Source organism: Oxalicibacterium faecigallinarum (genome assembly GCF_014635705.1).
GTDB classification, from domain to species: domain Bacteria; phylum Pseudomonadota; class Gammaproteobacteria; order Burkholderiales; family Burkholderiaceae_D; genus Oxalicibacterium; species Oxalicibacterium faecigallinarum.
Window position 1 is genome coordinate 194,376 of record NZ_BMDI01000001.1, and the last position, 26,510, is coordinate 220,885.

Consider the following 26,510-nt stretch of genomic DNA (forward strand, 5'->3'; position numbering starts at 1 on the left):
GTAAGGGAATACGGAAATGCTGTCAAAAGTTATTCGGTAACGGTATGCTTCGAGAACATTGAAAGGCCTTTTGCATGCAACTCGATTCATCCCGTGATCTTGCCCTCAAGCCCCGAATTCTGATCGCGGATGACTCACGCATAGTTCGTGCCACCCTGATCAAACACATCCAGGGGATGTTCGATTTCCGCGAGGCGCTGGATGGTGAGCAGGCTTGGGAAGCCCTGTTGCTGGATCCCAGTATCCGTGTCGTTATTTCTGATTTGACAATGCCCAAGCTAGATGGCTACGGCCTGTTGAAGCGCATTCGTGCCTCGAAGATCAGCCGGATTCGCACTATGCCGGTGGTGGTGGTGTCCGGCAGCGACGAGCAAGCAGAGCGTGAGCGCGCCAAGGCCGCGGGGGCGACAGACCTGATTACCAAAGGCATCGGGACGGCACAGTTACTCTCTCGCCTCGATATTTTGTCCAAATTGACAAGTAGTCAAAACGAGTTCGAGCGGGGCCTGCACGTCTTGATGGGGCGCCAGAGTCGCGCGGATGAAGTGCAGTTGCTGTCGCCCGATGATTGGGTGACCCAGGCCGACGCCATGCTGGCGGGCGCAACCCGACAACGACGCAATTTCGTGATTCTTCAGGTGTGCCTTGGGCTCAAACATGTCGGGCTGGAGGGATATCCGCTGGCGCCGCCGGCTATGCTGGTGCATGCAGTAGGGCAGTTGTTGCACCGCACGGTGCGTCAGACCGACTGCGTTACGCAAACTGGTGCAAGCACCTTTGCGATCGCGACTGGCAGCATCCATTTTGATTCGGCTCGTCATTTCGCCGAGCGGGTTTGCCGTGCGATTGTAAATGCACATCCGCGTGAAGGAGAAATGGAGCTCGTCGCCAGTTGCGGTGTTGTATCGGTAACGGAACCATTGCAAGAGAATCCCGCGGATTTGTCATTGGCATATTTGCAAGAGGTGGCAACGCGGCGCGCGGAGCTGGGATTGCGCAGCAGTGTGACCGGCGTGATTGGCGATGAGGAGGAGAAATTCCTGGGCAGCGGGATGCAATTGCCGGCAAGACCGCCTGAACAATCATTGCAGACGTCCGTTGATCTGGCCACCTTGTTGCGCTGGATCAAAGAAGGGAAGGAGTCGCAGGTGATTGCGCATCTCGATCAGCTTTCTCTGGAATTGCAGCCACTCGTTGATTTGCTACTCAAGCGTAAACAGCAATAAGAAACACGGAGAAGGACTGCTCACTGTCGGCATTGCCTGTCGTACAATGCCAGCTCATTTCCAAAGGAGGCGCTATGCAAACAAAACAGGTTCTTACACTCGATGAAGTCAAAAAAATCGCTGCCGGTGCGGAAACCGAAGCCAAGCTTCACAAGTGGAATGTCACGATTGCGATCGTTGATGACGGCGGCAATCTGTTGTGGTTGCAACGTATGGATGGCGCGGCCCCAATTTCTTCCCATATCGCACCAGCCAAGGCAAAAACGGCGGCACTTGGTCGTCGCGAATCGAAAGTCTATGAAGACATCATTAATAACGGTCGTTATTCCTTCATGATGGCGCCGACACTGGAAGGCATGCTCGAAGGTGGTGTGCCGATCATGGTGAATGATCAATGCGTTGGTGCAGTCGGCGTTTCCGGCGTGAAATCCAATGAGGATGTGCAGATCGCCAAGGCAGGTATCACTGCTCTCGGACTTTGATTTAGTCCATTCCTGATTGCTCCCGAGGCGCCGTTTGCGGTTGCCAGTCGGGGGCAAATTGCGCTATAATTCGTCGGTTTAGCTAATTTTATTCCGCCGTAGCGCATACCCTCATTTTCCATCGTTCCGACAAGACCTGTACGACACCCTGAGCAAACTTTCGTTCGGGTAGGTGTGCGCAGACAGCACGCGGGTTTCGACGGTCCTCTGGCGCAGCGCAGCGGCGGTAACAACATCAGGAGTTACCCCTTGCCGCCATTCTTCTCTGGCCAAACAGTACCGGCCATCTTAGCGCTAGCAGACGGGTCCATTTTCACAGGTTATTCCATTGGTGCCTCCGGTCATACGATCGGTGAAGTCGTGTTCAATACGTCCATGACCGGTTACCAGGAAATCCTGACCGACCCCAGCTACAACAGCCAAATCGTTACGCTGACCTACCCACATATCGGTAACACCGGTATCAATCCGGAAGATATCGAATCGACCCGCATTCATGCTGCTGGTCTGATCATCAAGGATCTGCCGATCCAGATTTCGAATTTTCGCTCGACGCAATCACTGTCCGATTATCTGAAATCGGAAAACGTGGTTGGTATTGCCGGTATCGATACCCGCAAGCTGACCCGTATCCTGCGTGAAAAGGGGGCGCAAAACGGCGCCATTCTGGCGGGCGCAGATGCAACCCCTGAAAAGGCGCTGGAACTGGCGAAATCTTTCCGTGGTCTGGCGGGCCTTGATCTGGCCAAAGTCGTTTCAGTCAAACAGTCATATCAATGGTCTGAAACCGAGTGGAAACTCGGCAAGGGCTACGGCAAACAGATTACGCCCAAGTACCACGTCGTCGCATTCGACTATGGTGTCAAGTTCAACATCCTGCGCATGCTGGCAGAGCGCGGTTGCAAGGTGACGGTGTTGCCTGCCCAATCGACCGCTGCCGATGCGCTGGCGCTCAATCCGGATGGCATCTTCTTGTCCAACGGCCCTGGTGATCCGGAGCCATGCGATTACGCGATCGCCGCTTCCCGGGAATTGATCGAGCGCGGTATTCCGACTTTTGGCATCTGCCTTGGTCATCAGATCATGGCGCTGGCGTCCGGTGCAAAAACTCTCAAGATGAAGTTCGGTCACCACGGTGCCAATCACCCGGTGCAGGATCTCGACAGCAAGAAAGTGCTGATCACGTCGCAGAACCACGGTTTTGCCGTTGACTCAGCTACCTTGCCGGCCAACTGCCGCGTCACGCACGTGTCGCTGTTCGACGGTTCCCTGCAGGGTTTTGAACGTACCGACAAGCCGGCCTTCTGCTTCCAGGGACATCCTGAAGCTTCGCCAGGCCCGCATGACATCGCCCCTTTGTTTGATCGCTTCGTGGCGATGATGGAGAAACACAAAAATGCCTAAACGCAGCGACATTAAAAGCATTCTGATTATTGGCGCAGGCCCGATCGTGATCGGTCAGGCGTGCGAATTCGATTATTCCGGCGCACAGGCTTGTAAGGCCCTGCGTGAAGAAGGTTACAAAGTCATTCTGGTCAACAGCAATCCGGCGACCATCATGACCGATCCGGAAATGGCCGATGTAACCTACATCGAGCCGATCACCTGGCAAGCGGTTGAACGCATCATCGATCGTGAACGACCAGATGCAATTCTGCCAACCATGGGTGGTCAGACCGCGCTGAACTGCGCGCTGGATCTGTGGCGCAATGGCGTGCTCGATAAGTATAAAGTCGAGCTGATCGGTGCCACGCCGGAAGCCATTGACAAGGCGGAAGACCGCGCCAAGTTCAAGGACGCGATGACCAAGATCGGTCTGGGTTCGGCGCGCTCGGGCGTGTCGCACACGATGGAAGAATCGTGGGCAGTGCAGAAAGAACTCGGCTTCCCGGTCATCATTCGTCCATCGTTCACGATGGGCGGCACCGGCGGTGGCATTGCCTATAACGCCGAGGAATTCGAAACCATCTGCAAACGCGGTCTGGAAGCATCGCCAACCTCCGAATTGCTGATTGAAGAATCGCTGATCGGCTGGAAAGAGTTCGAGATGGAAGTCGTGCGTGACCGCGCCGACAACTGCATCATCGTGTGCTCGATCGAAAACCTGGATCCGATGGGCGTTCACACCGGTGACTCGATCACGGTTGCGCCAGCACAAACGCTGACCGACAAGGAATACCAGATCATGCGTAACGCATCGATCGCGGTCCTGCGTGAAATCGGCGTGGATACCGGTGGTTCCAACGTGCAGTTTTCGATCAATCCGGCCGATGGCCGCATGATCGTCATCGAGATGAATCCACGTGTGTCGCGCTCGTCCGCGCTGGCATCGAAAGCCACCGGTTTCCCGATCGCGAAGATTGCTGCCAAACTGGCAGTCGGCTTCACGCTCGACGAATTGCGCAACGAAATTACGGGCGGTGCAACGCCAGCATCGTTCGAACCATCGATCGATTACGTCGTCACCAAGATCCCACGTTTTGCCTTCGAAAAATTCCCGCAGGCAGATAGCCACCTGACGACGCAGATGAAATCGGTCGGTGAAGTCATGGCAATCGGTCGTACCTTCCAGGAGTCGTTCCAGAAAGCCTTGCGTGGTCTGGAAGTCGGCGTCGATGGCATGAACGAAAAAACCACCGATCGCGAAACGATCGAGGAAGAACTCGGCGAGCCAGGTCCGGAACGTATCTGGTACGTTGGTGATGCGTTTGCCCAAGGCTTTTCGCTTGAAGAAGTGCATAACCTGACGCACATCGATCCGTGGTTCCTTGCGCAGATCAAGGAAATCGTTGATATCGAGTTGTGGCTGGAAACACAAACGCTGGCTGCGCTCGACAAGGACACCTTATTCCGTCTGAAGCAAAAAGGTTTTGCGGATCGTCGTCTGGCCAAGTTGCTCAAAATTTCGGACAAGGATGTGCGTGAGAAACGTCGTTCGCTGAATATCCGTCCAGTCTACAAGCGCGTCGATACCTGCGCAGGCGAGTTCGCAACGAACACGGCTTATATGTATTCGACCTACGATGAAGAGTGCGAATCACAGCCGACCGACAAGAAAAAAATCATGGTGCTGGGCGGTGGCCCAAACCGTATCGGTCAGGGTATCGAATTCGATTACTGCTGTGTACATGCAGCACTGGCGATGCGCGATGACGGTTACGAAACCATCATGGTCAACTGCAATCCGGAAACCGTTTCGACAGACTACGACACTTCTGATCGTCTTTACTTCGAGCCGCTGACGCTGGAAGACGTGCTGGAAATCGTCGACAAGGAAAAACCATACGGCGTGATCGTGCAGTACGGTGGTCAGACACCATTGAAGCTGGCGCTCGATCTCGAAGCGAATGGTGTGCCGATCGTTGGTACCACGCCAGACATGATCGATGCCGCGGAAGATCGTGAGCGCTTCCAGAAGATGTTGCATGACCTGAACCTGCGTCAACCGCCCAATCGTACTGCGCGTACCGAGGAAGATGCACTGCGTCTGGCACAGGAGATCGGCTATCCACTGGTGGTGCGTCCGTCGTATGTTCTCGGCGGCCGCGCAATGGAAATCGTGCATGAGCAACGTGATCTCGAGCGCTACATGCGCGAAGCGGTCAAGGTTTCCAACGATTCGCCTGTGTTGCTTGATCGCTTCCTTAACGATGCGATCGAATGTGATGTCGATGCGCTGTCCGATGGTCAACGCGTCTTCATCGGTGGCGTGATGGAACACATCGAACAGGCGGGTGTTCACTCCGGTGACTCTGCATGCTCGTTGCCACCTTATTCGTTGTCGCAAGAGACGATTGCTGAGCTCAAGCGTCAGACGGCGTTGATGGCAAAAGGCTTGAATGTGGTCGGTCTTATGAATGTGCAGTTTGCGATTCAGCAACAGGAGATCGATGGCAAGTTGCAAGACGTTGTCTATGTGCTGGAAGTCAACCCACGTGCCTCGCGTACCGTACCTTACGTTTCAAAGGCAACAGGCTTGCAACTGGCGAAGATTGCCGCGCGCTGCATGGTTGGTCAGTCACTCGACAGTCAAGGCATCATCAATGAAGTGGTGCCTGAGTACTTCAGCGTCAAGGAAGCTGTCTTCCCATTCGTCAAGTTCCCGGGTGTCGATACCATCCTCGGTCCTGAAATGAAATCGACTGGTGAAGTGATGGGTGTCGGCAAAACCTTTGGCGAAGCGTTTGTCAAATCGCAGCTCGGCGCCGGCGTCAAGCTGCCGCGTTCCGGCAAGGTGTTCCTGAGTGTGAAAGCCAGCGACAAGCCACGTGCGGTGCAGGTAGCCAAGGATCTGGTCGAGATCGGTTTCTCCATCGTGGCAACCAAAGGTACGGCTGCGGCAATCAGTGCAGCTGGCATCGCTGTCGAGTCGGTTAACAAGGTTGCTGAAGGTCGTCCGCATATCGTGGACATGATCAAGAACGATGAAATCGCGCTGGTCATCAACACGGTGGAAGAGAAACGCAGTGCCATTGTCGATTCGCGCACGATTCGTACATCGGCCTTGCTGGCGCGGGTTACAACTTATACGACTATCGCTGGTGCCGAGGCAGCAGTGGAGGGAATGGCTCATCTGGACGAGCTGCATGTCTATGATTTACAAGGCCTGCATAAAACCTTACACTAAGATCAGCGTCAAAACTTAACCACAGAGGTCACAGAGGGCCCGGACTTTCCGGTGCTATCTGCGGCCTCTGTGGTTTTCCACTTATATCGATTGAAAATTATGAGTACACCTATCACATTGCACGGTGCCAATCTTCTGAAAGAAGAGTTGCATCGTTTGAAAACCAAGGATCGTCCTGCGGTGATCAACGCCATCTCCGAAGCGCGTGCGCAGGGTGATCTGTCGGAAAATGCCGAGTATGATGCCGCCAAGGAACGTCAGAGTTTCATTGAAGGTCGCATCGCCGACATCGAAGGCAAGCTCGGTTCGTCCCAGATCATTGACCCCAAGTCGCTCGATGCGGATGGTCGTGTCGTGTTTGCATCGACGGTCGAGCTGGAAGACCTGGAATCGGGTGAAACGGTCACCTATCAGATCGTTGGTATCGATGAAGCCGACTTGAAAGAGAAAAAGGTCTCGGTTACCTCACCGATTGCGCGTGCCATGATTGGCAAATTTGAAGGCGATGTCGTGGCAGTCGAGGCACCCGCCGGTCTGCGCGAGTACGAAGTGCTGAAGGTGCAATACATCTGATGCTGCAATCAAGCCGATTCTTGCTGGCAACGCTGTGGGTTGGCGTGTTGTGGGCGGTCGGCTTTGTGGTTGCGCCAACCTTGTTTTCCACCCTGGCTGATCGCAGCCTGGCCGGATCGATTGCGGGCAGTCTTTTCCGCATCACTGCCTGGCTTTCATTAGGCGTTGGTGCGGCACTGCTGATCATGCAGGCAGTCGCCGAGCGCAAGATGACGGCATCGCCCGTCAGAGCGACACGTTATCTGGTCATGGCAATGATGCTGTGTACCGTGCTGGGTTATTTCTGTCTGCAGCCGTTCATGGCGAGCTTGCGGGAAACCTTGCTGACGTTGCAGGATGCGGTGCAGATCGCCGATGCCAGACGACAGTTCGGTTGGCTGCACGGTGTATCGACCGTTGTCTATATCGTGCAGAGCTTGCTGGGGGCAGTGCTGATTCTGAAGATGCGCTGATACGCGCTAGAGGGCGAGACAAGACAGCACTGTCTGGTAGCAGACGTGCAGTCTTTTTGATCTAGCGTCCCAAAGAAGATTTCTTCTTGCTGCTTTGACGTGGCTTCGCGCGCTTGATCGAGCCGCCTTGTGTCACGCGCTCATTCCCTTTGACCATCACTTTGGTGACAGTCGGGCGTTTGGTACCGCTTGGACTCGGCTTGACGATGGTGACTTCGCGCAGTCCCTTGCCACGGGTTTCGCTGCGGGTTTTTTCCGCTTCCTTTTTAGGACGGTAAATCACCAGCAGTTTGCCGATGTGTTGCACAGGTGCGGCGTCGAGTTTGGCGCAGATAGTTTCATAGATTTCCACGCGTGCTTCGCGATCATCGCCGAAGACGCGCACCTTGATCAGGCCGTGCGAGTTCAGGCTGGCGTCGATTTCCTTGAGAACGCCGGCGGTCAGGCCGGATTCCCCGATGATAACGACAGGATTGAGTGCGTGCGCTTCGGCGCGCAGAGCGCTACGTTCTGCCGGAGTAAGTTTGGACATGAAATGAACTAGATGAGCGGGAAATGAGCCACGACGCCTTGCGCGTCGATAATCGCTGTCCCGCATGATTTAAAACCAGTATTCTACGCGAATGGCAAAGAAGAAATTAAACAAAAACTGGCTCCACGACCATATCAATGATCCGTACGTGAAGCAGGCGCAAAAAGAAGGCTACCGTGCGCGTGCCGTCTACAAGCTCAAGGAAATCGACGAGGAAGAGAAACTGATCAAGCCCGGGCAGATCATTGTCGACCTGGGGGCAACGCCCGGTAGCTGGTCGCAGTATGTGCGGAATAAGCTGTCCGGGGCAGAGGGCGGCGGTATCAAAGGCACGATCATCGGACTCGATATGCTGCCGATGGACCCGATTGCGGATGTGCACTTTATTCTGGGCGACTTCCGTGAACAGGAAGTGCTGGATCAGTTGGAAGAGGTCCTTCAGGGACGCAAAGTTGATCTAGTGCTATCGGATATGGCGCCAAACTTGTCGGGCATTGCCGTGGCCGATGCGGCGCGCGTGCAGGATATTATCGATCTGGCAGTGGACTTTGCCCAGCACCACATGAAACCGAGCGGTTCCTTGCTGGTCAAGTGCTTTAATGGCTCCGGTTACAACTATCTGGTCGAGAAATTCCGCGCTGAATTCAAAACAGTGACACAAAAGAAACCAAAGGCGAGCCGGGACAAGTCATCCGAGGTGTTTTTATTGGGAAAAACCCTGAAAAATCCGCTTTGATGCATATTTAAGCCTTGTATCCGTGGCTTTTACCCCAATACCGGATACTGCAAGCCTTGTTGTTTGCTAGTAGAATCAGCCTATATTTCTAGAAAAAGGCGCATTGCGTCCAAGGAGTCTCAGTGAATAACATGTTTTCCAAGGCCGCCATCTGGGTGGTCATCGGGATGGTTCTTTTCACCGTCTTCAAGCAGTTCGATGGCAGAACGGCTGGAAGCTCGGCAACGGCGATTCCTTATTCCGATTTCCTGGACGAAGTCAAAGCCAAACGTATCCGTGAAGCGACGATTGAAGATCGTGTCATTGTCGCGACTACAACGGACGGCAAGAAAATCAAATCCGCGATTACCTATCTGGATCGCGGTCTGATTGGCGATCTGGTCAACAATGGCGTGAAGTTCGACGTCAAACAACCGGAAGAGCAATCCTTCCTGTCACAAATCTTTATTTCCTGGTTCCCGATGCTGTTGCTGATCGGTGTCTGGATTTTCTTCATGCGACAGATGCAGGGTGGCGGCAAGGGTGGTGCCTTCTCCTTTGGCAAATCCAAGGCGCGCATGCTGGATGAAACACAGAACTCTGTCACGCTGGCTGACGTTGCCGGTTGCGATGAGGCGAAAGAAGAGGTCGGCGAACTCGTCGAATTTCTGCGTGATCCAACCCGCTTCCAGAAGCTGGGCGGCCGCATTCCGCGCGGCGTGCTGATGGTTGGTCCTCCGGGTACCGGTAAAACATTGCTGGCGCGTGCCATTGCAGGTGAAGCAAAGGTGCCGTTCTTCACGATTTCGGGTTCCGATTTCGTCGAAATGTTTGTCGGTGTCGGCGCATCGCGTGTGCGTGACATGTTCGAAAACGCCAAAAAACATTCGCCTTGCATCATCTTCATCGACGAGATCGATGCGGTTGGTCGCCATCGCGGCGCCGGTATGGGCGGCGGTAATGACGAGCGCGAACAGACACTCAACCAGATGCTGGTCGAGATGGACGGTTTCGAGCCAAATTCTGGCGTCATCGTGATTGCGGCAACCAACCGTGCCGATGTGCTGGATAAGGCGTTGCTGCGTCCGGGCCGTTTTGATCGTCAGGTCATCGTCGGCTTGCCGGATATCCGCGGCCGCGAACAAATCCTGAACGTGCACATGCGCAAGGTGCCGATTTCCAGCGACGTCAAGGCCGATATTCTGGCACGCGGTACGCCGGGTTTCTCGGGCGCGGATTTGGCCAATTTGGTCAATGAAGCTGCGTTGTTCGCTGCACGTCGCAACAAGCGTCTGGTCGAGATGCAGGATTTCGAAGATGCAAAAGACAAGATCGTGATGGGCCCGGAGCGCAAATCGGCTGTCATGCGCGAAGAAGAGCGTCGCAATACGGCGTATCACGAGTCGGGTCACGCGGTGGTCGCCAAGTTGCTGCCAAAGGCAGATCCAGTGCACAAAGTCACGATCATGCCGCGCGGTTTTGCGCTTGGTTTGACCTGGCAGCTGCCTGAGCACGATCGCATCAATATGTACAAGGACAAGATGCTCGAAGAGATTTCGATTCTGTTCGGTGGTCGTATTGCCGAAGAAATCTTCATGCATCAGATGTCGACCGGTGCATCGAATGACTTCGAGCGTGCGACCAAGCTGGCGCGTGCCATGGTGACGCGTTACGGTATGTCCGAAACCTTGGGTACCATGGTCTACGAAGACACAGACCAGGATAGCTATATGGGGCGTATGGGCGCCAAGACGGTGTCGGAAGCAACGCAGCAAAAAGTTGATCTGGAAATCCGCAATATTCTGGATACGCAATATGCGTTGGCACGCAAACTTCTGGAAGAAAATCGTGACAAGGTTGAAATGATGACGAAATCATTGCTCGACTGGGAAACGATTGATGCCGATCAGATCAACGACATCATGGAAGGCCGTGAGCCACGTCCGCCGAAAGAAGGCTTGCCAGTCAAGAATTCGCCGCCAAGCAATCCTTCGGATGGTGTGTCGCCAAACGCAACAGCACCTGCCTGATTCCGCATAGTTGACGGACAGGTGGTGAAAGGGTGAGGAGAAATCCTTGCCCTTTTTGTTTGTGGATGGTTTTCGTTGATGAATGGCAGGAAGATGCAGAAGAAATTGCAGTGCGGTCGCTTTCAGTTTTCATTTGAAAAGCGCAGACGCCCGTTGGTCATGGGTATATTGAATGTGACGCCGGATTCTTTTTCGGATGGTGGTCGTTACGGCTCGCTGGATGCTGCGCTCTCCCATGCGGAAATGATGATTGACGCCGGTGCCGACATGATCGACATTGGTGGTGAGTCAAGTCGTCCCGGTTCTCAACCCTTGCCCTTGCAGCAGGAACTGGATCGTGTAATGCCCTTGGTATTTGCCTTGCGTGACCTGGACGTTCCCCTTTCTATTGATACCTACAAGCCGGTTGTAATGCGCGAGACGCTGGCTGCTGGCGCGGACATGATTAACGACATCAATGGTTTCCGTGGAGAAGGGGCATGGGATGCGGTGAAGGATTCGGATTGCGGTTTATGCATCATGCACATGCAAAAAGATCCGCAAAGCATGCAGCAAAATCCGGAGTACACGGATATCGTTGCCGAGATTCGTGACTTTTTAAAATTGCAGGTTGCACAGGCACAGCAAATGGGGATTGCACCTGAGCGCCTTTGTATTGATCCCGGTTTTGGTTTTGGCAAGACCTTGCAGCACAATGTCACGCTTTTTCAGCATATCGGCCAGTTGCAGAATGAACTGGCCTTGCCCATGCTGGTCGGTGTTTCGCGCAAGACCATGATTGGGACCCTGATTGACAAGCCGGTTGAGCAACGCATGGCAGGCAGTGTAGCCGCTGCGTTGGCGGCGGCATCTCATGGTGCTCGCATCGTGCGTGTGCATGATGTGGCTGAAACCGTGGATGCCTTGAAAGTGTGGGAAGCCCTGTCTTCTGCCGTTTGAAGATTACTAAAAGAAAGCAATAAAAATGACACGTAAGTATTTTGGGACAGATGGTGTACGCGGACGCGTGGGCGATGCACCGATCACGCCTGATTTTGTCATGCGTCTGGGTTACGCAGCCGGGACCGTTCTGGCGAAGGCAAAAGACCAGTCGACCAAAGCATCAGGTAAGCGTCCAACCGTTTTGATCGGTAAAGACACCCGCATTTCCGGTTATATGCTGGAGGCGGCGCTGGAAGCGGGCTTTTCTGCTGCTGGGGTGGATGTCATGCTTGCAGGACCGATGCCAACACCGGCGATTGCCTATCTGACACGCGCCTTGCGTTTGGCCGCAGGCGTTGTGATTTCCGCTTCGCATAATCCGTATGAAGACAATGGCATCAAGTTCTTTTCTGCCTCGGGCAACAAGCTGCCGGATGCCGTGGAGCTGGAAATTGAAACGGCACTGGATACGCCCATGACCTGTGTGGAATCCAGCAAACTTGGACGTGCCAAGCGGCTGGATGATGCACGTGGCCGTTATATCGAATTCTGCAAGAGTACATTTCCTAACGAGCTCGATTTGCGTGGTACGAAGATCGTGGTCGATTGCGCGCACGGTGCCGCCTATCACATTGCGCCGGATGTCTTTCATGAACTGGGCGCAGAAGTAATCGCGATTGGTGACAAGCCAAACGGTTTCAATATCAATGACAAGGTGGGGGCGACGGCGCCGGCGGCATTGGTCGACGCCGTGCAGGCGAACAAGGCGGATATTGGCATTGCACTGGATGGCGATGCGGATCGCTTGATTGTGGTGGACGCTGCGGGCCGTATCTTTAACGGCGATGAGCTGCTGTACATCATGGTGCGTGACCGCATGGCAGTTCGTCCGATTGAGGGCGCAGTGGGCACCTTGATGACCAATATGGCGCTGGAAGTTGCATTCAAAAAAATGGGTGTGGCATTTGTACGTGCCAATGTCGGCGACCGTTATGTGCTGGAGGCATTGCAGGAGCGTGGTTGGCTGGTTGGTGGCGAAGGTTCAGGTCATATGCTTTGCCTGGATAAGCATACGACAGGGGACGGTATCATTTCTGCCTTGCAGATTTTATCGGCGTTGAAGCGTAGTGGTAAAAGCCTTGCCGCATTGACCGCCGACATCGCAATGTTTCCGCAAAGTCTGGTCAATGTAAGGGTGACGCCGGGCTTTGACTGGAAAAGCAATCAGCCATTGCAGCAGGAAAAAACAGCCGTTGAAAACGAATTGGGCGATGCAGGCAGGGTATTGATTCGTGCATCAGGAACAGAGCCCTTGATTCGCGTCATGGTCGAAGCACGTGATGCCGCGTTGGCAGAACAAATGGCAAAACGCATTGCAGAAAAAATTGCGGCCTAGGAAAAAATTATCATCTCAAAGGCACTTTAATCGTTGACCGAAGTCTTACTGTGAGGTATGATCTCTTTCTTTCGGAGTGTAGCGCAGCCCGGTAGCGCATCTGGTTTGGGACCAGAGGGTCCTAGGTTCGAATCCTAGTACTCCGACCAAAATAAGCAGTAGAAAAGGCCTGAAGATGAAAATCTTCAGGCCTTTTTGTTTGGATAAGTTTTCATCGCGCCCGCGAGCAGCTTTTCTCATTCCTTCCTTGTTTCTTTCTGTTTGGAAATGCAGCAACGATGCATTGCTGTGAAATTTCTCCCTCCAGCTTCTGCCTTTTATCTGGTATCAATTTTGCATGGTTTTCTGTGAAATTTGATGCAAAAAATGCAATAAATTTCTTTTCGTAAAGCTTTGTTTGTTGGTTAGCGCACGGTCTCGGCAACAAGGATGCGTAATGATCCGATTGGCATTGTCTTGGTGTGGGAATTGATTGCCATGCGGCAGTCTGTCTTGGAAATGGCGACTGACATTGCTTTCCTGAAACAGAGTGTGTTCAACCTCTGCACTTTTTTGTTCTCCCCCTGATGAGATTTTTGACACGAAAAAGTGAAGATGCACGGTCGACAATTTTATTGTCATTTTTGAACTAATTTTTTGACAAGCTCTCTACATCTCCGAAATGCAAGAACGCTTGGTTGTATTGAGCAGGGGTAATAATGGTTATGAGTAATCGTCCTGTCGTTGGGATTGGTATGCGCAGTAAGAGCTTGTTCGTCCGCAGTGATGGGCATGGTCTGGCGTATCAGAATGCGCGCTTGTCACCGGTTGCTTTCGCCCCTGTCCCATTCCGCATGACGATTCTCTCGCGTCGTCTGATTTCCATTTTTGTGCTGGTGGCAGGCCACGTGGCGTTCAATGTGCATGCTGCTGACGAAGTTGTGAATCCGGATGTTTTCACGCCTTACGTCGGTTACGGGATATTCAAGGACGACAATATCTCTCGTCAGCCGGAAAATGGTAGTCGCGTATCCGATACCTGGCGTCGTACCACGGTAGGTGTGCGCATCAATAAGCCAATCAGCCGACAGCGTATCTACGCAGATTTGTCGGTCAATGACACCAAATACGATCGCTTCAGCAATCTGGATAACGATGGTCGCCGTCTGCTTGGCAACTGGAACTGGGTGCTGGGAAATCAGTTTTCCGGCAACGTCGGCAGCAGCCTGGTCGAGACGCTGACACCGTTTGAAGATGTCTCGCCAACGGGTGACCCGCTTCCAAGCAGTGTGCGGACGCAAAGAAGCAGCTTTGTGAATGGCGGCTGGCGTTTCCATCCCTCGTGGCGCGTCCATACCGGTTTCAGCCGCGATGACATTTCCTATGACAGCATTCCTTCGGCCCGTCTGAAGCTGGAGACGACTGACCTTGGCATTGATTATTTGCCGCGCAGCCAGAACAAGCTTGGTTTGCTGCTGCGCCATGGTAACGGTACATATCCTAATCAGTTTGGCGCCCTCAACAGTGATTACACACAAGATGAGGTGAAGGCCGATCTGAAGTGGCAACTGACCGGTAAAACCGGACTGAAGTTTCTTGGTGGCTGGGCGCGTCGTACGTATGACACGGATGCTGCGCGCAACTTCAGCGGACCCGATGGTCGCCTAGCGATTGACTGGGCGGCGACGGGCAAGACTGCATTTACGCTGGCCGCATGGCGTCAGTTGGGTGCACGCCGTGTTGCTGGTGAGCCGGTCGATGGCATTCCCGCACAAGACGATCTTTCTTCCAACTATTCACGGAATACAGGTGCCAGCCTGGGCGTGAACTGGAAAGCGACAGGGAAGACGTCGTTCGACGCCATGATGCTGACCGAGGACCGTGAATACAACCGTATTGATCGCGATGATCAGTACCGTAAAAACGTGATTGGTTTGACCTATCTCCCTTGGCGACAACTGAATGTTCGCCTTTCTGTCTACGATCAGGAACTGAAGTCGAACGTCAGCACTGCCCGGACGTATCGTACAAAAGGAGTACAGCTTGCGACCCGCTATGAATTCTAAAGGCAATCCTTTGCAACCATCGAATGACATGCCGGCACGAACCTGGGGCATGCGTTTGATGGAGCCCACGATTGCGGTGGCCATGCTGTATCTGCTGGCCTTGATCACCGGTGATGACATTACGGGCAACCATGCCGTGCTCGCCATCATCACGTTCTTTGTCAGTTCAACGGTGTTCAGTGTGACGGATCACAGTCATATGTTGCGCGAGGCACGCTTGCTGGATTTTGTACGTGTCATCTTGACTGGCTGGATGATCGTGATGGGCGTGTTGCTGTTGCTTGGTCAGCTGACAGGCTTTTTCGAGTTTTTCTCGATGCGCACACTGGTGATCTGGCTGGCCGCGACACCCGTCGCGTTGCTGGCGGGACAGATGGTAGTGCATCGCATCACTTACAGCATGCACAAGACGGGATTGTCGCGCTCGGTGTTGATTGTCGGGGTCAATGACGTTGCGCTGAAACTGGCCGAGCGCATCGCTGAGCATCCTGGTTTGCTCATGCATGTGGAAGGGTTCTTTGACGATCGCGACTTGTCCCGCCAGCCGGAAGGAGAGCGGATTCCCTTGCTTGGCACCATGGATGAGCTGCCGGCGTATGCCCGCAAGCACAACATCAGCACGATCTTCATCAGTCAGCCTATTTCTGCGCAGCCTCGTATCAAGAAACTTCTGACTGAATTGCAGGACACGACAGCATCGATCTACTTCCTGCCGGATATCTATGTCTTCGATCTGATCCAGGCACGTTTCGATAACGTGGCCGGTGTTCCTGTGGTCGCGATTTGCGAGACGCCGTTTACAGGTATTAACAGCACCGTCAAGCGTGTGACCGATATCGTGCTTGCCTCGCTGATCTTGCTGATGCTGACGCCCATCATGCTGACGATTGCCATTGCCATCAAGGCGACGTCCCGTGGGCCCATCATCTTCAGACAGCGCCGTTATGGTTTGTCTGGCGAAGAAATCATTGTTTATAAATTCCGCTCGATGACGGTGACCGAGGATGGCGACAAGGTCACGCAGGCAACCAAGAATGATTCACGCCTGACACCGATTGGTGGCTTTCTCCGGCGCAGTTCACTCGATGAACTGCCGCAATTCTTCAACGTGTTGCAGGGCCGCATGAGTATTGTCGGGCCTCGACCGCATGCCGTTGCGCACAACGAGCTCTATCGCAAGCAGATCAAGGGTTACATGCTGCGCCACAAGGTCAAGCCGGGTATTACCGGCTGGGCGCAAGTCAATGGATTCCGTGGTGAGACCGATACGCTGGACAAGATGGAAGCGCGCATTTCCTACGATCTTGATTACTTGCGTCGCTGGTCGCTATGGCTTGATCTCTGGATCATTCTGCGCACCGTCAAAGTGACGATTGTCAGCGACAAGAACGCGTATTGATGAATGTGCGAACGGTCAGAATTTATTTTGGGAAGCGTAAAACAAGGAAGATGGAAATGAAAAAGATACTGTTTTCAATTTGTACGTTGGCGCTACTGGCATTCAGTGCCGTGAGCCAGGCGCAGGAAATGCAGCTGGGGCCGGGCGACATGCTAAAGATCGATGTGTACGGCAATCCGGATTTGTCGCTGGAAACACGTGTGAGTGACGGCGGTACGATTTCCTATCCATTGGTCGGTGAAGTAGCCGTTGGTGGCCTGACGCCCATCGCTGCGGAAAAGAAGATTGCAGGTCTACTGGAAAGCGGTGGCTTTATTCGCAAGCCACACGTCAATCTGGTTGTGACGCAGATGCAAAGCCAGCAGTTGTCCGTGCTGGGCCAAGTCAACAAGCCAGGGCGTTTTCCGGTCGATGGCAAGCGTAGCCTGACGGACATCATTGCCATGGCGGGCGGACTGAATGCCGATGCGGATGACAATATCTCGTTGGTACGTGTGCGTGATGGCAAGACCATCCGTGAGCGGGTGAATCTGGCGGACATCATGAGTGCCAATGGCGCGGTCACCAATCCGCAGTTGCAGCCAGGCGATGTCGTGTACGTCAATCGTGCGCCGCGCTTCTACATATATGGGGAAGTGCAAAAGCCGGGTTCGTATCGTCTTGAACCAGACATGAACATTCTGCAGGCGCTGTCGGTTGGTGGCGGTCTCAGTGCACGCGGCACCGAACGGGGTGTGCGCGTCAAACGCCGCGATGAAAACGGCACGATGCAAATTCTGAACGTCAAGCATGACGACCGTGTACAGGTCAATGACGTTATCTATGTGAAAGAAAGTTTCTTCTAAGGTCGCCAGGCAATCGTGGCACCAATAGCTGGTGAGAGAACATGATGAACATCACTCAATTTTTTCTGATCCTTCTTGCGCGCAGCAAGATCATTCTGATTACGTTATTCAGCGTGGTTGGTCTGACGATGTTGGTGGCCTTGATGCTGCCCAATAGCTATACAGCTAGTACATCGCTTGTACTGAATTACAAAGGCGTTGATCCAGTCACCGGCACGGCATTGCCGTCGCAGCTGATGCCCGGCTACATGGCTACGCAGATCGACATCATCAAGAGCAAGACCGTGGCCCTCAAAGTTGTTGACGAGATGAAGCTGACAGAAAGCCAGGGAATGCGCGATGGTTTTGCCGATGCGGGTGGCGAAGCGAGTGGCGTTTCCTTGCGCGACTGGATTGCGACCGTGATTTCAGGTGGTGTCGATGTCGAGCCTTCTCGTGATAGTGGCGTCATTACCATCAGCTATAAATCCGCTGATGCCAAATTTGCCGCGGATATGGCGAACGCGTTTGCACGCGCATACCAGAATGCCGCGGTGGAACTGAAGGTTGATCCATCGCAGAAAGCATCCGATTATCTGAATGCGCAAATCAAGACCCTGCGCAGCAATTTTGAAACAGCGCAACGCCGCCTGTCGCAGTACCAGCAGGAACACAATATCGACAATGCCGACAATCGTCTGGATGTGGAGTCCGCGCGTCTGAACGAGCTTTCCAGTCAACTGGTTGTGGCGCAAGGCATGGCAATCGAAGCGAATTCACGTGAACGCGCTGCCAGCCGTAATGCAGGTGAATCGCCGGATGTCATGAGCAATGGTGTCATCCAGGGATTGCGCTCCAATTTGGCGACAGCAGAAGCCAAATTTGCGGAAGTGGCGCAACGTCTGAACGTGAATCACCCGCAGTATCAATCCGCCAAGGCGGAGGTCGACAAGCTGCGTGCCAACCTGAACCAGCAGATTGGTCTGGCGTCGTCCAGCGTGCGCAGCAATGCACGCATCCAGCAACAGCGAGAAGCGGAAATTCAGGCTGCTTTGACTGCACAGCGTGAAAAGGTAATGCAGCTCAATCTGGCACGGGATGAACTCAAGCTGTTGAGCAATGAAGTGCAGACCGCGCAACGGGCTTACGAAGCAGCAGCCAATCGTTATACCCAGACCAGTCTGGAAGCACGTTCCACCCAATCGGATGTCGCGGTGTTGAATCAGGCCACGCCACCGTTGTCGCCAACCGGACCGAAGACATTGCTCATGCTCGTGTTGTCAGTATTTGTCGGCGGCATGCTGGGCTTGGGCCTGGCGCTGGTGGCAGAGATCATGGATCGTCGTGTGCGGTCTTCGCGTGACTTGATCGAGGCCTTGAATGTGCCGGTATTGGGTGTGTTGCGTCAGGAACGTGGTGCTCCTCGCCTTGGCATGATGAGACCTATATTGCCGTCCACCTGATCTGGAAAGAATCAAAGAGGAATCATGATGAGTCAACTTTTGCATCCCACCGCATTTCGCGATCCGGCCGTGCGTGATGTCGGCGTCGCCAAAACAGAAGCGAACATAGGCGGCATCTTGCTGGATCTCGGCAAGATATCGCCATCCGATGCCGAACGCGTTATCAAGCTGCAGAAGGAAAAAGGCATGCGCTTTGGTGAAGCCGCCCAGGCGCTGGGTCTGGTGACCGAAGCGGATATTGAACAGGTGTTGGCACACCAGTTTGACTATCCCTACTTGCGGCCAGGGCAGGGCGGATTTTCGTCCGAACTGGTTGCCGCTTATCGTCCTTTCAGTGCGCAGGTGGAAATGCTGCGCGGCATTCGCAGCCAGTTGATGTTGCGATGGTTTGCCAATGGTCGCAAAGCGTTGGCAATTGCCAGTGTGGAGGAAGACGATGGCGTCAGCCTGCTGGCGGCCAATCTTGCCATTGTGTTTTCGCAGTTGGGTGAAAAGACCTTGCTGGTCGATACCAATTTGCGTCATCCGCACCAGCATCGCATCTTCAATGTGCAGGAGCGGCATGGTTTGTCGGATGTGCTGGTTGAACGTGCCGATCGCAGCGTCATCAACAAGGTTGAACCTTTTGTCGATTTATCCGTATTGACGGCGGGAACCTTGCCGCCGAATCCGCAGGAGCTGCTGAACCGTGCGTCCTTTGCACGCCTGAATCAGCAGGTCGCACAAGATTTTGATGTGGTGCTGTATGACGTGCCGGCTTTCTCGACGGGGGCTGACGCACTGGCGGTCGGCACCCAGGCCGGCGGCGTATTGCTGGTCGCGCGCAAGAACAAGACACGACTGTCACAGATCAACGCGGCTGCCGATCAGTTCGGCCGATTCGGCGCGGACGTCATCGGTTCGGTCCTGCTCGAAGATTAAGTGAGACCGTGATGCGTTGCCTGTCTTCCTCCAAATTGTTGCATTTTTATTATTCGTTGAATGATAAAACAGGTGGTGGGCAATGCGACCCGGAAGGTTGGGCGCCATGACGCATATGGATTCTCAAGCTGATGTAGTGGTACCAAAAGACGAGCATCTGTTGCGTCAACTGACGATCGCCATTCTGTTTGGTGCAGTGCTCTATCAGATGATGCTGTGTCTTGTGCATACGCATGTCCTGACGATCCGTACCGCGTTCGTCGGCGCTGCAGAATTCTTGTTGTATCTCGGATGTCTGGTGGTCATGGCGCGTCGACTCCGTATCGAGTTCGTTGCCGTGGTTGCACTGGTTGCCGCATATCTGTTCCTGCTTGCCTTGTTGCGCGGATCGCTGGACGCCAAAGGTTTTCGCGATGTGCTGATCGTCATCCTGTTTTACTGGCTTGGTAAAACCATGGGTAGTGTCGTGCTCGCAGATCGCCTGTTGAAGATCATGATTGGTGTCGTGCTGGCTATCGGTCTGTTTGAACTCTTGTTCGTTGACCTGTACTCGCGCGTGTTCAATGTCTTCTCCTATTACGTCAGCCAGGGCGGTTTGACCAACTCGACCAACTGGGCCAAGGACAGCACGCTGGCCTTGAATGGAATTCGTCCGGAAGGAATTGGCCGTACGATTCTGCCGTCCCTGCTCGGCAATCATCGTGTCTCATCCGTTTTCCTCGAACCAGTTTCACTGGGCAATTTTGCCGTCATTGTTGCCGCATGGGGATTGGCCAAAGACAAATCGGCATGGCGGGAAATGTTGTTCTACGTTAGCACGGCGGTATTGATGATCGCCTTGTGTGATTCCCGTTATGGCTTGTTGACCTTGTCAGTGCTGATTGCAATGCGCGTTGTATTTATCGGTCGCATGTATCTGACGACGATGCTGATGCCGCTGATCTGTGTCGTTTTGTTGATAGCCATTGCCTTGCTGTTTAGTAACTACTACGGCGACAACATGCTCGGTCGTCTACGCATTACCGGCACGGTGCTGATGAACTTCGATGTTGCAGAGCTGTTCGGCATGAAGGGTTACAACATTGGATACGGCGACATGGGTTATGCCGTGTTGCTTACACGTTTCGGTTTGCCGTTCCTGCTGCTGGCATGGGGCGCCTTCTGGATGATCCGTATGCGTGACGATGTCGGTATGCGCTTCCGTGGTTTTGCCGCCGTTTATATGTCGCTGATTCTTTCCATCAGCGGTACTTCGATGATGGCATTGAAGACCGCTGGCGTGTTGTGGTTCCTGATGGGTTGTCTGGCAATGCGCGAGAAGGTTGCGCTAAGCATGCGCGAACCACGTGCAACTTCTTCATCCGGAGCAGATCGGAGTATGCGTTATGCCAATTAATGTTGTTCATCTGGTGCGTCAATATCATCCTTCCATTGGCGGGATGGAAGACGTTGTACAGAATATTGTGCGTCATCAGCGTGATGTGCACGGCCACCAGCCGACCATCGTTACGCTCAATCGCCTGTTTCGCAATACTGATGTCGCGTTGCCTGAGAGAGATGAAGTGGATGGCGTACCGGTGATCCGTCTGCCATTTCGCGGGTCGACACGTTACCCCCTTGCGCCGCAAGTCTTGCAGCATATCCGTCAGGCAGATGTGGTGCATGTGCATGGTGTGGATTTTTTCTACGACTATCTGGCATTGACCAAGCCGCTGCATAAGCGCCCGCTGGTGGCATCCACACACGGCGGTTTCTTTCATACCGAATTCGCGTCGCGACTCAAGCGTGTCTACTTCAATACCGTGACCCGTAGCACATCGCTCGCGTACGACCGTATCGTTGGTACCAGCAACAACGATGGTGACCTGTTTGGCGAGATTGTCAGTGCACCGCGTTTGTCGGTCATCGAAAACGGTGTGAACGTTGACAAGTTTGCGGATTGTGGTTCCCGCACACGGGTGCCGGTTCTGATTTATTTTGGCAGATGGTCCGTTAACAAGGGCTTGCTGGAAACGATTGCCCTGTTCCGTCATCTGGTTGCGCAACGTCCCGAGTGGCGACTGATCATTGCAGGACGCGAATACGACCATACGCAAGCCGAGCTCGGCGATCTGCTGGTGCAACAAGGATTGAGCGAAAAGGTAACGCTGGTCGAAAGCCCCGATCAGACGGCATTGTCGGCACTGATTGGCCATGCTGGCTACTACATCTGCCTGTCACGCCATGAAGGGTTCGGTATTGCACCGATCGAAGGCATGAGTGCCGGTCTGACACCCATCCTCAGCGATATTCCGCCATTCCGTCATCTGGTCGAAAAATCAGGACTTGGTCTGATTCTCGATCGCCGCGACATTGCAGCCAACGCCGCGCGCATCGCTGCCTTGCATGATCAGGGTGATCAAGCGTTTGCAGCCCGTCGTGAAGCGGCACAGGCGTTTGTTCAACAGTACAGCTGGCGGCATATCGCAGACCGCTATGTCGATATTTATCGTGATCTTGCGCATGCCTGAACAGGGATCGCGGGACACAGGAGAATGCATATGAACGTTTCATTTCCGTTTAACACGACGGCTTTACTAAAGCGTGTTTTCCTGACATCCGGCTTTGTATTGCTATGCGGTGCGTCGCAGCAGGCCGTAGCCCAATGCATGCAGAGCGGGCAACTTAAAGGGATCAATCTCGCCGGCGCCGAATTCAATAGCAGTCGTCTGCCGGGCGTGCTGAACAAGGACTATCTCTATCCGGCAAAGAAAGAGATTGATCACGCCAAGGGGATTGGCAGCAATGTGATTCGCCTGCCGTTTCGTTGGGAGCGTATCCAGCCAGCCTTGCAAGGCGAACTGGATTCGGCAGAACTGAAATCCTTGCAGACCACCGTGCAACGCGCCAATGAGGCAGGCATGTGTGTAATTCTCGATGTGCATAACTACGCGACCTATCGGGGGCAACCGATCGGCTCTGATGCAGTACCGACCGAGGCGTTCATCGATTTGTGGAAGCGGCTCGCCACGGCTTTTCCCCAGCAGGACCAAACCATTTTCGGTCTGATGAATGAACCCGCCAAGATCAATATTGCGGCCTGGGCAGCCATTGCGCAGCAGACAGTGAATGAGCTGCGTGCTGCAGGGATACAAAACATCATTCTGGCTGCTGGTGGTCGCTGGAGTGGTGCGCATGAATGGACCAAGGATCAGGGTGGTACGTCTAACGGCAAGGCCTTTGCCAACTTTCAGGATCCGCTTGATAGAACCTGGCTGGAAGTGCATCAATATGCCGACGAAGGTTTTGCAGGAACCAAAACGGACTGTGTCGATGCAGATCGACTACAGCGCATCTTTGCCAATGTAACGAATTGGGCGCGTGAGAATCGTAAGAAGCTCTATCTCGGTGAGTTCGGCACACCATCGGACGAGAAATGTCTCGCTGCGCTCGATGCCATGCTGTCGGGGATGAACGATACATCGGTCTGGCGTGGCTGGACCTATTGGGCCGGCGGCGCGTGGTGGGGTAGTTATCCGATGAGCATTCACCCCAGAAATGGTGTGGATGCACCCCAGACCGACGTACTCAAAAAATATTTCTGATCATGAAGACGCCATCTTCTCTGCGGATTGCATACTTTCCGTTCGTCAATGACGGAAATCGCTACACCGACAATTTCAAAAAAGTGCTGTCGCAATTTGGTGAAGTGGCAGAAGCGCCACCGCTGAAAAAGTTGTTTGGCAAAGCTGCCTTTCGCCGTTTCGACATTCTGATCCTCAACTGGTCGGACAACAATTTTGTCAATCGCCGTACCGGCGGTATCAGCCCGTTTGGTGTGGTGAAAGAGTTTGTGCGTATCGGCATTTACAAACTGCTTTCACGCAAGACGGTGTTTGTACGGCATAACGTTTATCCGCATGAAGCTGTTGGACCGCATCGTGAGAAGGCGACACGCATCATCGCGCGATACGAACGTTGTTTTGACCTGTGCTGGGTGCATTCCGGTCATCTGGTCGAAGACTGGCGTTGTTATGTCCCTCATCCTTTATATGAGGTAGAGCAGGGCACGAACTCCAGCATCGATCAGCTCGATCTGCCGGAGAAATATTTCGTCGTCTTCGGCCGTCTGCTGTCCTACAAAAAGATTGATAGCCTGCTGAAGATTCTGCCTGCCGATATGCATGTCGTGGTATGCGGTTCCTGTCCGGACAAAGCTTATCGTGATGTGCTGCAGTCCCTGGCGGGAGACAACGTGACGTTGCTTGCCGAATTTATTCCAGATGCATTGGCACGTGACCTGATCACTGGTTCTGCCGGCATGCTGATCTGCCATTCGGAAGACGACATGATTGTCAGCGGCAGCATCGTCTATGCAATTTCACTTGGTGTTCCGGTCTTTGCCATGGAGACACCCTTCGTTCACTGGTTCAGGGACAACGTCAATGACCGCATGGTGATTGCGGCAACCGGTTTCCCGGATCTGGTGGCGAAGATGCGCCATCACCAGTTTGACGTGGCCGATAACGACGTGCATGTCGCACAGGCGCACTTTTCGGATTCGGCGGTGACTTCCAGCGTAGCAAGTACGTTTAATCGTTTAGGACTTTTATGATGTTGGGAAATATCTTGCAACGGCTGACGGGCGGCGTGGAGAAAGCACAAGCTGCGGCGTTCCCCCATGTGGATCTGTTTCACTGGTCGCCGGCAGGGAACCGGGAGAATTTTGGCGACCATCTTTCGCGCGTCATCGTTACCAAGTTACTCGCGGATCACCAGCATTTGCTGGATGAGGAAACGGATGCATCGCATACCTTGCTGGCGATCGGATCGATTCTGCATTTTGCGCAGGACCATGATGTGATCTGGGGCTCAGGCGTGAACGGCAAGATTGCTGCCGATGCACATGCGTTTTCTTCTCTGGATGTACGTGCCGTGCGCGGTCCGCTGACGCGTGCGTTTTTGATGGAGCGCGACATCATGGTGCCGGAAATTTATGGCGATCCGGCCTTGCTGATGCCGACTCTGTTTCCGGACCGCTTTGCTGTCCGGACAAGAAGTCGTTATGTGGTCGTGCCCAATTTGCATGACATCGATATCGTGCGGCATCTTGGCTTGCAGAATGTGGTGTCACCCATGACGACATGGAATCGCTGCATTCCTGACATCCTGACCGGTGAACTGGTGATTGCCAGCTCACTGCACGGTCTGATTCTGGCCGAGGCTTACGGCTTGCCGGCACGCTATCTGCGTCTGTCGGAAGAAGAGAATATCTTCAAGTACAACGACTATGTCATGGGTACAGGTCGCGGCGAGATCGAAGCAGCGCGCAGTATCGAAGAAGCGCTGGAGATGGGTGGCATGGCACCGCCAGTCTTTGATGCTCAGCAGTTGATTGCGGCATTTCCGTTCGATCTGTGGGACGGTGTGGAGCGTTGATGCAAAGCGGTCAACTTAAAACGGCAATCTACCGCGGGACTTTTTGGTCGCTCCTGGATAACTTCGCCCGGCAGATGATCACCTTGCTGGTATTCATCGTGCTTGCGCGCATGTTGCCGCCGGTTTTGTTTGGTCTGCTCGCGACGGCGATTCTGATTGTGCAGGGCTTCAAGTCAATCGCCTTTGACAGTATCAGTACAGCGCTGGTGCGAAAGAAGGCACCGACGGATGCCGATTACAGCACCGGATTCTGGATGTGTCTGGGTTTGTCGCTGCCTGCTTTTTTGCTGCTGTTTGTTATCGCACCGTATCTTGAATCCTGGGCTGGTGCTGAGGGCTTGTCGCAGGTTGTGCGTGGTGTCAGTCTGATGATCCTGTGCAATGGTTTGTCGCGCATCCACGAAGCCAGACTGACGCATCAGATGGATTTTCGTCCTCTGGCAATTCGTTCGTTTTTATCCGTGGTTGCCGGCGGCGCGGTTGGCATCGGCATGGCGTTGAACGGATATGGTGTCGAGAGTCTGATCGCGCAACAACTCGTCACGTCGATTTGCGAGTTCATTCTGCTGTGGTCGCTGGCAAAATGGATGCCATCCTTCACGTTTTCACGAGACTCTTTCTTCGAGATTCTGCATTACAGCAAGTATGTGTCGGCCACGGCACTCACCAACTTTGCCAATCAGAATAGCGATATTTTCTTTGTCACCTATTATCTGGGCGCTGCCGCATCTGGTTTCTATGCAACGGGCAAACGGATTACCAATACCCTCAACATCGTGATCTCAACCGCGCTGATGCGGGTGTCACTGCCTGCTTTCTCGCGCTTGCAGGATCAGGATGAGGAACTGCGTCGTACCTATCTGCATTCGACTGCCTTGACTGCAATGGTGACGGCGCCGATGTTTGTTGGTCTTGCGATTTTGTCGCACGACATTGTGCTGGTACTGCTCGGCGAAAAGTGGCTGCCCTCAGTGCCGGTCATGCAGATCATCACCATTATCGGCTTTCTGACATCGGTCGGTTACTACAACCAAAGCATCATGCTGGTGAAAAACAAGCCGCAATGGCAAACGCGACTGGCACTGTTGTATGCGGTAACCAATGTCGCGGCGTTTATGGCGTTCACCCGATTTGGCCTGATCTATACCGCCCTCGCATTTTCTTTGCGTGCTTTGCTGCTCTTTCCGGTCTCGGTGTGGTGCGCGATCACGCTGATTGGCGTGCATTGGCGGCAGTACGTTGCAGGGCTGCTGCCATCCATCTTCGCGGCTGCATCGATGGCAGTGTTTGTCGTACTTGCCGGTACCTATATGCAGCATCTGTTGCCATTCGTACGACTGATTGCCTTGATTCCGATCGGTGCAGTCAGCTATGCAGTGATTCTTTATTTTGTCATGCCGTTTTCATATCGCGAACTTGTTCTGAAATCAATCGCGCGTTACACGGGACTGCCACGCTCGGCAACCTCGTCCTGAGGGAAAGGAAT

Annotated in this window: 22 protein-coding genes and 1 tRNA gene; 22 read left to right on the forward strand and 1 reads right to left on the reverse strand. The window is 53.7% G+C overall.

Going from position 1 to position 26,510, the window contains the following annotated elements:
* The first annotated feature begins 74 nt into the window (after positions 1-74).
* The 6 genes from IEV29_RS00925 (at position 75) to IEV29_RS00950 (ending at position 7,360) form a co-directional block, all read left to right on the forward strand.
* Entirely contained in the window at positions 75-1,226 is a 1,152-nt protein-coding gene (locus IEV29_RS00925; RefSeq protein WP_188379398.1) for a response regulator, read from the forward strand.
* Positions 1,227-1,300: 74 nt separating this feature from the next.
* The gene (locus IEV29_RS00930) at positions 1,301-1,708 is read left to right on the forward strand and encodes a GlcG/HbpS family heme-binding protein (RefSeq protein WP_188379399.1); all 408 of its coding nucleotides are present in this window, start codon (positions 1,301-1,303) and stop codon (positions 1,706-1,708) included.
* Positions 1,709-1,957: 249 nt separating this feature from the next.
* Positions 1,958-3,112, forward strand: a complete 1,155-nt coding sequence (carA, locus tag IEV29_RS00935) for a glutamine-hydrolyzing carbamoyl-phosphate synthase small subunit (protein WP_188381025.1) — start codon at positions 1,958-1,960, stop codon at positions 3,110-3,112.
* Complete coding sequence (gene carB, locus IEV29_RS00940; protein ID WP_188379400.1) at positions 3,105-6,335, forward strand: carbamoyl-phosphate synthase large subunit; 3,231 nt, start codon at positions 3,105-3,107, stop codon at positions 6,333-6,335. The genes carA and carB overlap by 8 nt, the downstream gene beginning before the upstream one ends.
* 99 nt (positions 6,336-6,434) lie before the next feature.
* The gene (gene greA, locus IEV29_RS00945; RefSeq protein ID WP_188379401.1) at positions 6,435-6,908 is read left to right on the forward strand and encodes a transcription elongation factor GreA; all 474 of its coding nucleotides are present in this window, start codon (positions 6,435-6,437) and stop codon (positions 6,906-6,908) included.
* The gene (locus IEV29_RS00950; RefSeq protein ID WP_188379402.1) at positions 6,908-7,360 is read left to right on the forward strand and encodes a DUF4149 domain-containing protein; all 453 of its coding nucleotides are present in this window, start codon (positions 6,908-6,910) and stop codon (positions 7,358-7,360) included. The genes greA and IEV29_RS00950 overlap by 1 nt, the downstream gene beginning before the upstream one ends.
* Before the next feature lie 61 nt (positions 7,361-7,421).
* Here IEV29_RS00950 and yhbY read toward each other — a convergent pair whose 3' ends face one another.
* Positions 7,422-7,892 carry a ribosome assembly RNA-binding protein YhbY gene (yhbY, locus tag IEV29_RS00955; RefSeq protein ID WP_188379403.1) on the reverse strand — a complete coding sequence of 157 codons (471 nt, stop codon included), beginning with the start codon at positions 7,890-7,892 and terminating at the stop codon, positions 7,422-7,424.
* Positions 7,893-7,983: 91 nt separating this feature from the next.
* Between yhbY and IEV29_RS00960 the strand changes: the two genes are divergently transcribed.
* The 16 genes from IEV29_RS00960 (at position 7,984) to IEV29_RS01035 (ending at position 26,499) form a co-directional block, all read left to right on the forward strand.
* The gene (locus tag IEV29_RS00960) at positions 7,984-8,628 is read left to right on the forward strand and encodes an RlmE family RNA methyltransferase (RefSeq protein WP_188379404.1); all 645 of its coding nucleotides are present in this window, start codon (positions 7,984-7,986) and stop codon (positions 8,626-8,628) included.
* 122 nt (positions 8,629-8,750) lie between these two features.
* The gene (gene ftsH, locus IEV29_RS00965) at positions 8,751-10,637 is read left to right on the forward strand and encodes an ATP-dependent zinc metalloprotease FtsH (RefSeq protein ID WP_188379405.1); all 1,887 of its coding nucleotides are present in this window, start codon (positions 8,751-8,753) and stop codon (positions 10,635-10,637) included.
* Positions 10,638-10,730: 93 nt separating this feature from the next.
* Positions 10,731-11,576 carry a dihydropteroate synthase gene (gene folP / locus IEV29_RS00970; protein WP_188379406.1) on the forward strand — a complete coding sequence of 282 codons (846 nt, stop codon included), beginning with the start codon at positions 10,731-10,733 and terminating at the stop codon, positions 11,574-11,576.
* Between the two features lie 25 nt (positions 11,577-11,601).
* Positions 11,602-12,954, forward strand: coding sequence for a phosphoglucosamine mutase (gene glmM, locus IEV29_RS00975; RefSeq protein ID WP_188379407.1), 1,353 nt, complete (start codon positions 11,602-11,604; stop codon positions 12,952-12,954).
* Positions 12,955-13,026: 72 nt separating this feature from the next.
* Positions 13,027-13,103, forward strand: a tRNA-Pro gene (locus IEV29_RS00980).
* A 555-nt stretch (positions 13,104-13,658) separates the two neighbouring features.
* Positions 13,659-14,999, forward strand: a complete 1,341-nt coding sequence (gene epsL, locus IEV29_RS00985) for an XrtB/PEP-CTERM-associated polysaccharide biosynthesis outer membrane protein EpsL (protein WP_229726127.1) — start codon at positions 13,659-13,661, stop codon at positions 14,997-14,999.
* On the forward strand, positions 14,989-16,398 hold the full coding sequence (locus IEV29_RS00990; RefSeq protein ID WP_188379408.1) for an undecaprenyl-phosphate glucose phosphotransferase: 1,410 nt from the start codon (positions 14,989-14,991) through the stop codon (positions 16,396-16,398). Before epsL ends, IEV29_RS00990 begins: the two co-directional genes overlap by 11 nt.
* A 56-nt stretch (positions 16,399-16,454) precedes the next feature.
* Positions 16,455-17,243 carry a polysaccharide export protein EpsE gene (gene epsE / locus IEV29_RS00995; protein WP_188379409.1) on the forward strand — a complete coding sequence of 263 codons (789 nt, stop codon included), beginning with the start codon at positions 16,455-16,457 and terminating at the stop codon, positions 17,241-17,243.
* Positions 17,244-17,287: 44 nt separating this feature from the next.
* Positions 17,288-18,685, forward strand: a complete 1,398-nt coding sequence (gene epsF, locus IEV29_RS01000) for a chain length determinant protein EpsF (protein WP_188379410.1) — start codon at positions 17,288-17,290, stop codon at positions 18,683-18,685.
* Between the two features lie 27 nt (positions 18,686-18,712).
* Positions 18,713-19,606, forward strand: a complete 894-nt coding sequence (gene epsG / locus IEV29_RS01005) for a chain length determinant protein tyrosine kinase EpsG (protein WP_188379411.1) — start codon at positions 18,713-18,715, stop codon at positions 19,604-19,606.
* 115 nt (positions 19,607-19,721) lie between these two features.
* Positions 19,722-21,002, forward strand: coding sequence for a polysaccharide polymerase (locus tag IEV29_RS01010; protein ID WP_188379412.1), 1,281 nt, complete (start codon positions 19,722-19,724; stop codon positions 21,000-21,002).
* Positions 20,992-22,116, forward strand: a complete 1,125-nt coding sequence (locus IEV29_RS01015) for a glycosyltransferase family 4 protein (protein ID WP_229726129.1) — start codon at positions 20,992-20,994, stop codon at positions 22,114-22,116. Before IEV29_RS01010 ends, IEV29_RS01015 begins: the two co-directional genes overlap by 11 nt.
* Before the next feature lie 30 nt (positions 22,117-22,146).
* Complete coding sequence (locus IEV29_RS01020; RefSeq protein WP_188379413.1) at positions 22,147-23,190, forward strand: glycoside hydrolase family 5 protein; 1,044 nt, start codon at positions 22,147-22,149, stop codon at positions 23,188-23,190.
* A gap of 2 nt (positions 23,191-23,192) precedes the next feature.
* Entirely contained in the window at positions 23,193-24,200 is a 1,008-nt protein-coding gene (locus IEV29_RS01025) for a glycosyltransferase family protein (RefSeq protein WP_188379414.1), read from the forward strand.
* On the forward strand, positions 24,200-25,024 hold the full coding sequence (locus IEV29_RS01030; RefSeq protein ID WP_188379415.1) for a polysaccharide pyruvyl transferase family protein: 825 nt from the start codon (positions 24,200-24,202) through the stop codon (positions 25,022-25,024). The genes IEV29_RS01025 and IEV29_RS01030 overlap by 1 nt, the downstream gene beginning before the upstream one ends.
* Positions 25,024-26,499, forward strand: coding sequence for a lipopolysaccharide biosynthesis protein (locus IEV29_RS01035; RefSeq protein ID WP_188379416.1), 1,476 nt, complete (start codon positions 25,024-25,026; stop codon positions 26,497-26,499). Before IEV29_RS01030 ends, IEV29_RS01035 begins: the two co-directional genes overlap by 1 nt.
* The last annotated feature ends 11 nt before the right edge of the window (positions 26,500-26,510 follow it).

Excerpts from the sequence above, each read along its gene's own strand:
- carB (WP_188379400.1), top strand. The coding sequence starts at position 3,105 with ATGCCTAAACGCAGCGACATTAAAAGCATTCTGATTATTGGCGCAGGC.
- IEV29_RS00960 (WP_188379404.1), top strand. The coding sequence starts at position 7,984 with ATGGCAAAGAAGAAATTAAACAAAAACTGGCTCCACGACCATATCAAT.
- IEV29_RS01015 (WP_229726129.1), top strand. The coding sequence starts at position 20,992 with ATGCCAATTAATGTTGTTCATCTGGTGCGTCAATATCATCCTTCCATT.
- glmM (WP_188379407.1), top strand. The coding sequence starts at position 11,602 with ATGACACGTAAGTATTTTGGGACAGATGGTGTACGCGGACGCGTGGGC.
- IEV29_RS00925 (WP_188379398.1), top strand. The coding sequence starts at position 75 with ATGCAACTCGATTCATCCCGTGATCTTGCCCTCAAGCCCCGAATTCTG.
- IEV29_RS00990 (WP_188379408.1), top strand. The coding sequence starts at position 14,989 with ATGAATTCTAAAGGCAATCCTTTGCAACCATCGAATGACATGCCGGCA.
- epsF (WP_188379410.1), top strand. The coding sequence starts at position 17,288 with ATGAACATCACTCAATTTTTTCTGATCCTTCTTGCGCGCAGCAAGATC.
- IEV29_RS01025 (WP_188379414.1), top strand. The coding sequence starts at position 23,193 with ATGAAGACGCCATCTTCTCTGCGGATTGCATACTTTCCGTTCGTCAAT.
- greA (WP_188379401.1), top strand. The coding sequence starts at position 6,435 with ATGAGTACACCTATCACATTGCACGGTGCCAATCTTCTGAAAGAAGAG.
- IEV29_RS01010 (WP_188379412.1), top strand. The coding sequence starts at position 19,722 with ATGGATTCTCAAGCTGATGTAGTGGTACCAAAAGACGAGCATCTGTTG.
- epsG (WP_188379411.1), top strand. The coding sequence starts at position 18,713 with ATGAGTCAACTTTTGCATCCCACCGCATTTCGCGATCCGGCCGTGCGT.
- IEV29_RS00950 (WP_188379402.1), top strand. The coding sequence starts at position 6,908 with ATGCTGCAATCAAGCCGATTCTTGCTGGCAACGCTGTGGGTTGGCGTG.
- yhbY (WP_188379403.1), bottom strand. The coding sequence starts at position 7,892 with ATGTCCAAACTTACTCCGGCAGAACGTAGCGCTCTGCGCGCCGAAGCG.
- IEV29_RS01020 (WP_188379413.1), top strand. The coding sequence starts at position 22,147 with ATGAACGTTTCATTTCCGTTTAACACGACGGCTTTACTAAAGCGTGTT.
- IEV29_RS00930 (WP_188379399.1), top strand. The coding sequence starts at position 1,301 with ATGCAAACAAAACAGGTTCTTACACTCGATGAAGTCAAAAAAATCGCT.
- folP (WP_188379406.1), top strand. The coding sequence starts at position 10,731 with ATGCAGAAGAAATTGCAGTGCGGTCGCTTTCAGTTTTCATTTGAAAAG.
- epsE (WP_188379409.1), top strand. The coding sequence starts at position 16,455 with ATGAAAAAGATACTGTTTTCAATTTGTACGTTGGCGCTACTGGCATTC.
- IEV29_RS01035 (WP_188379416.1), top strand. The coding sequence starts at position 25,024 with ATGCAAAGCGGTCAACTTAAAACGGCAATCTACCGCGGGACTTTTTGG.
- epsL (WP_229726127.1), top strand. The coding sequence starts at position 13,659 with ATGAGTAATCGTCCTGTCGTTGGGATTGGTATGCGCAGTAAGAGCTTG.
- IEV29_RS01030 (WP_188379415.1), top strand. The coding sequence starts at position 24,200 with ATGTTGGGAAATATCTTGCAACGGCTGACGGGCGGCGTGGAGAAAGCA.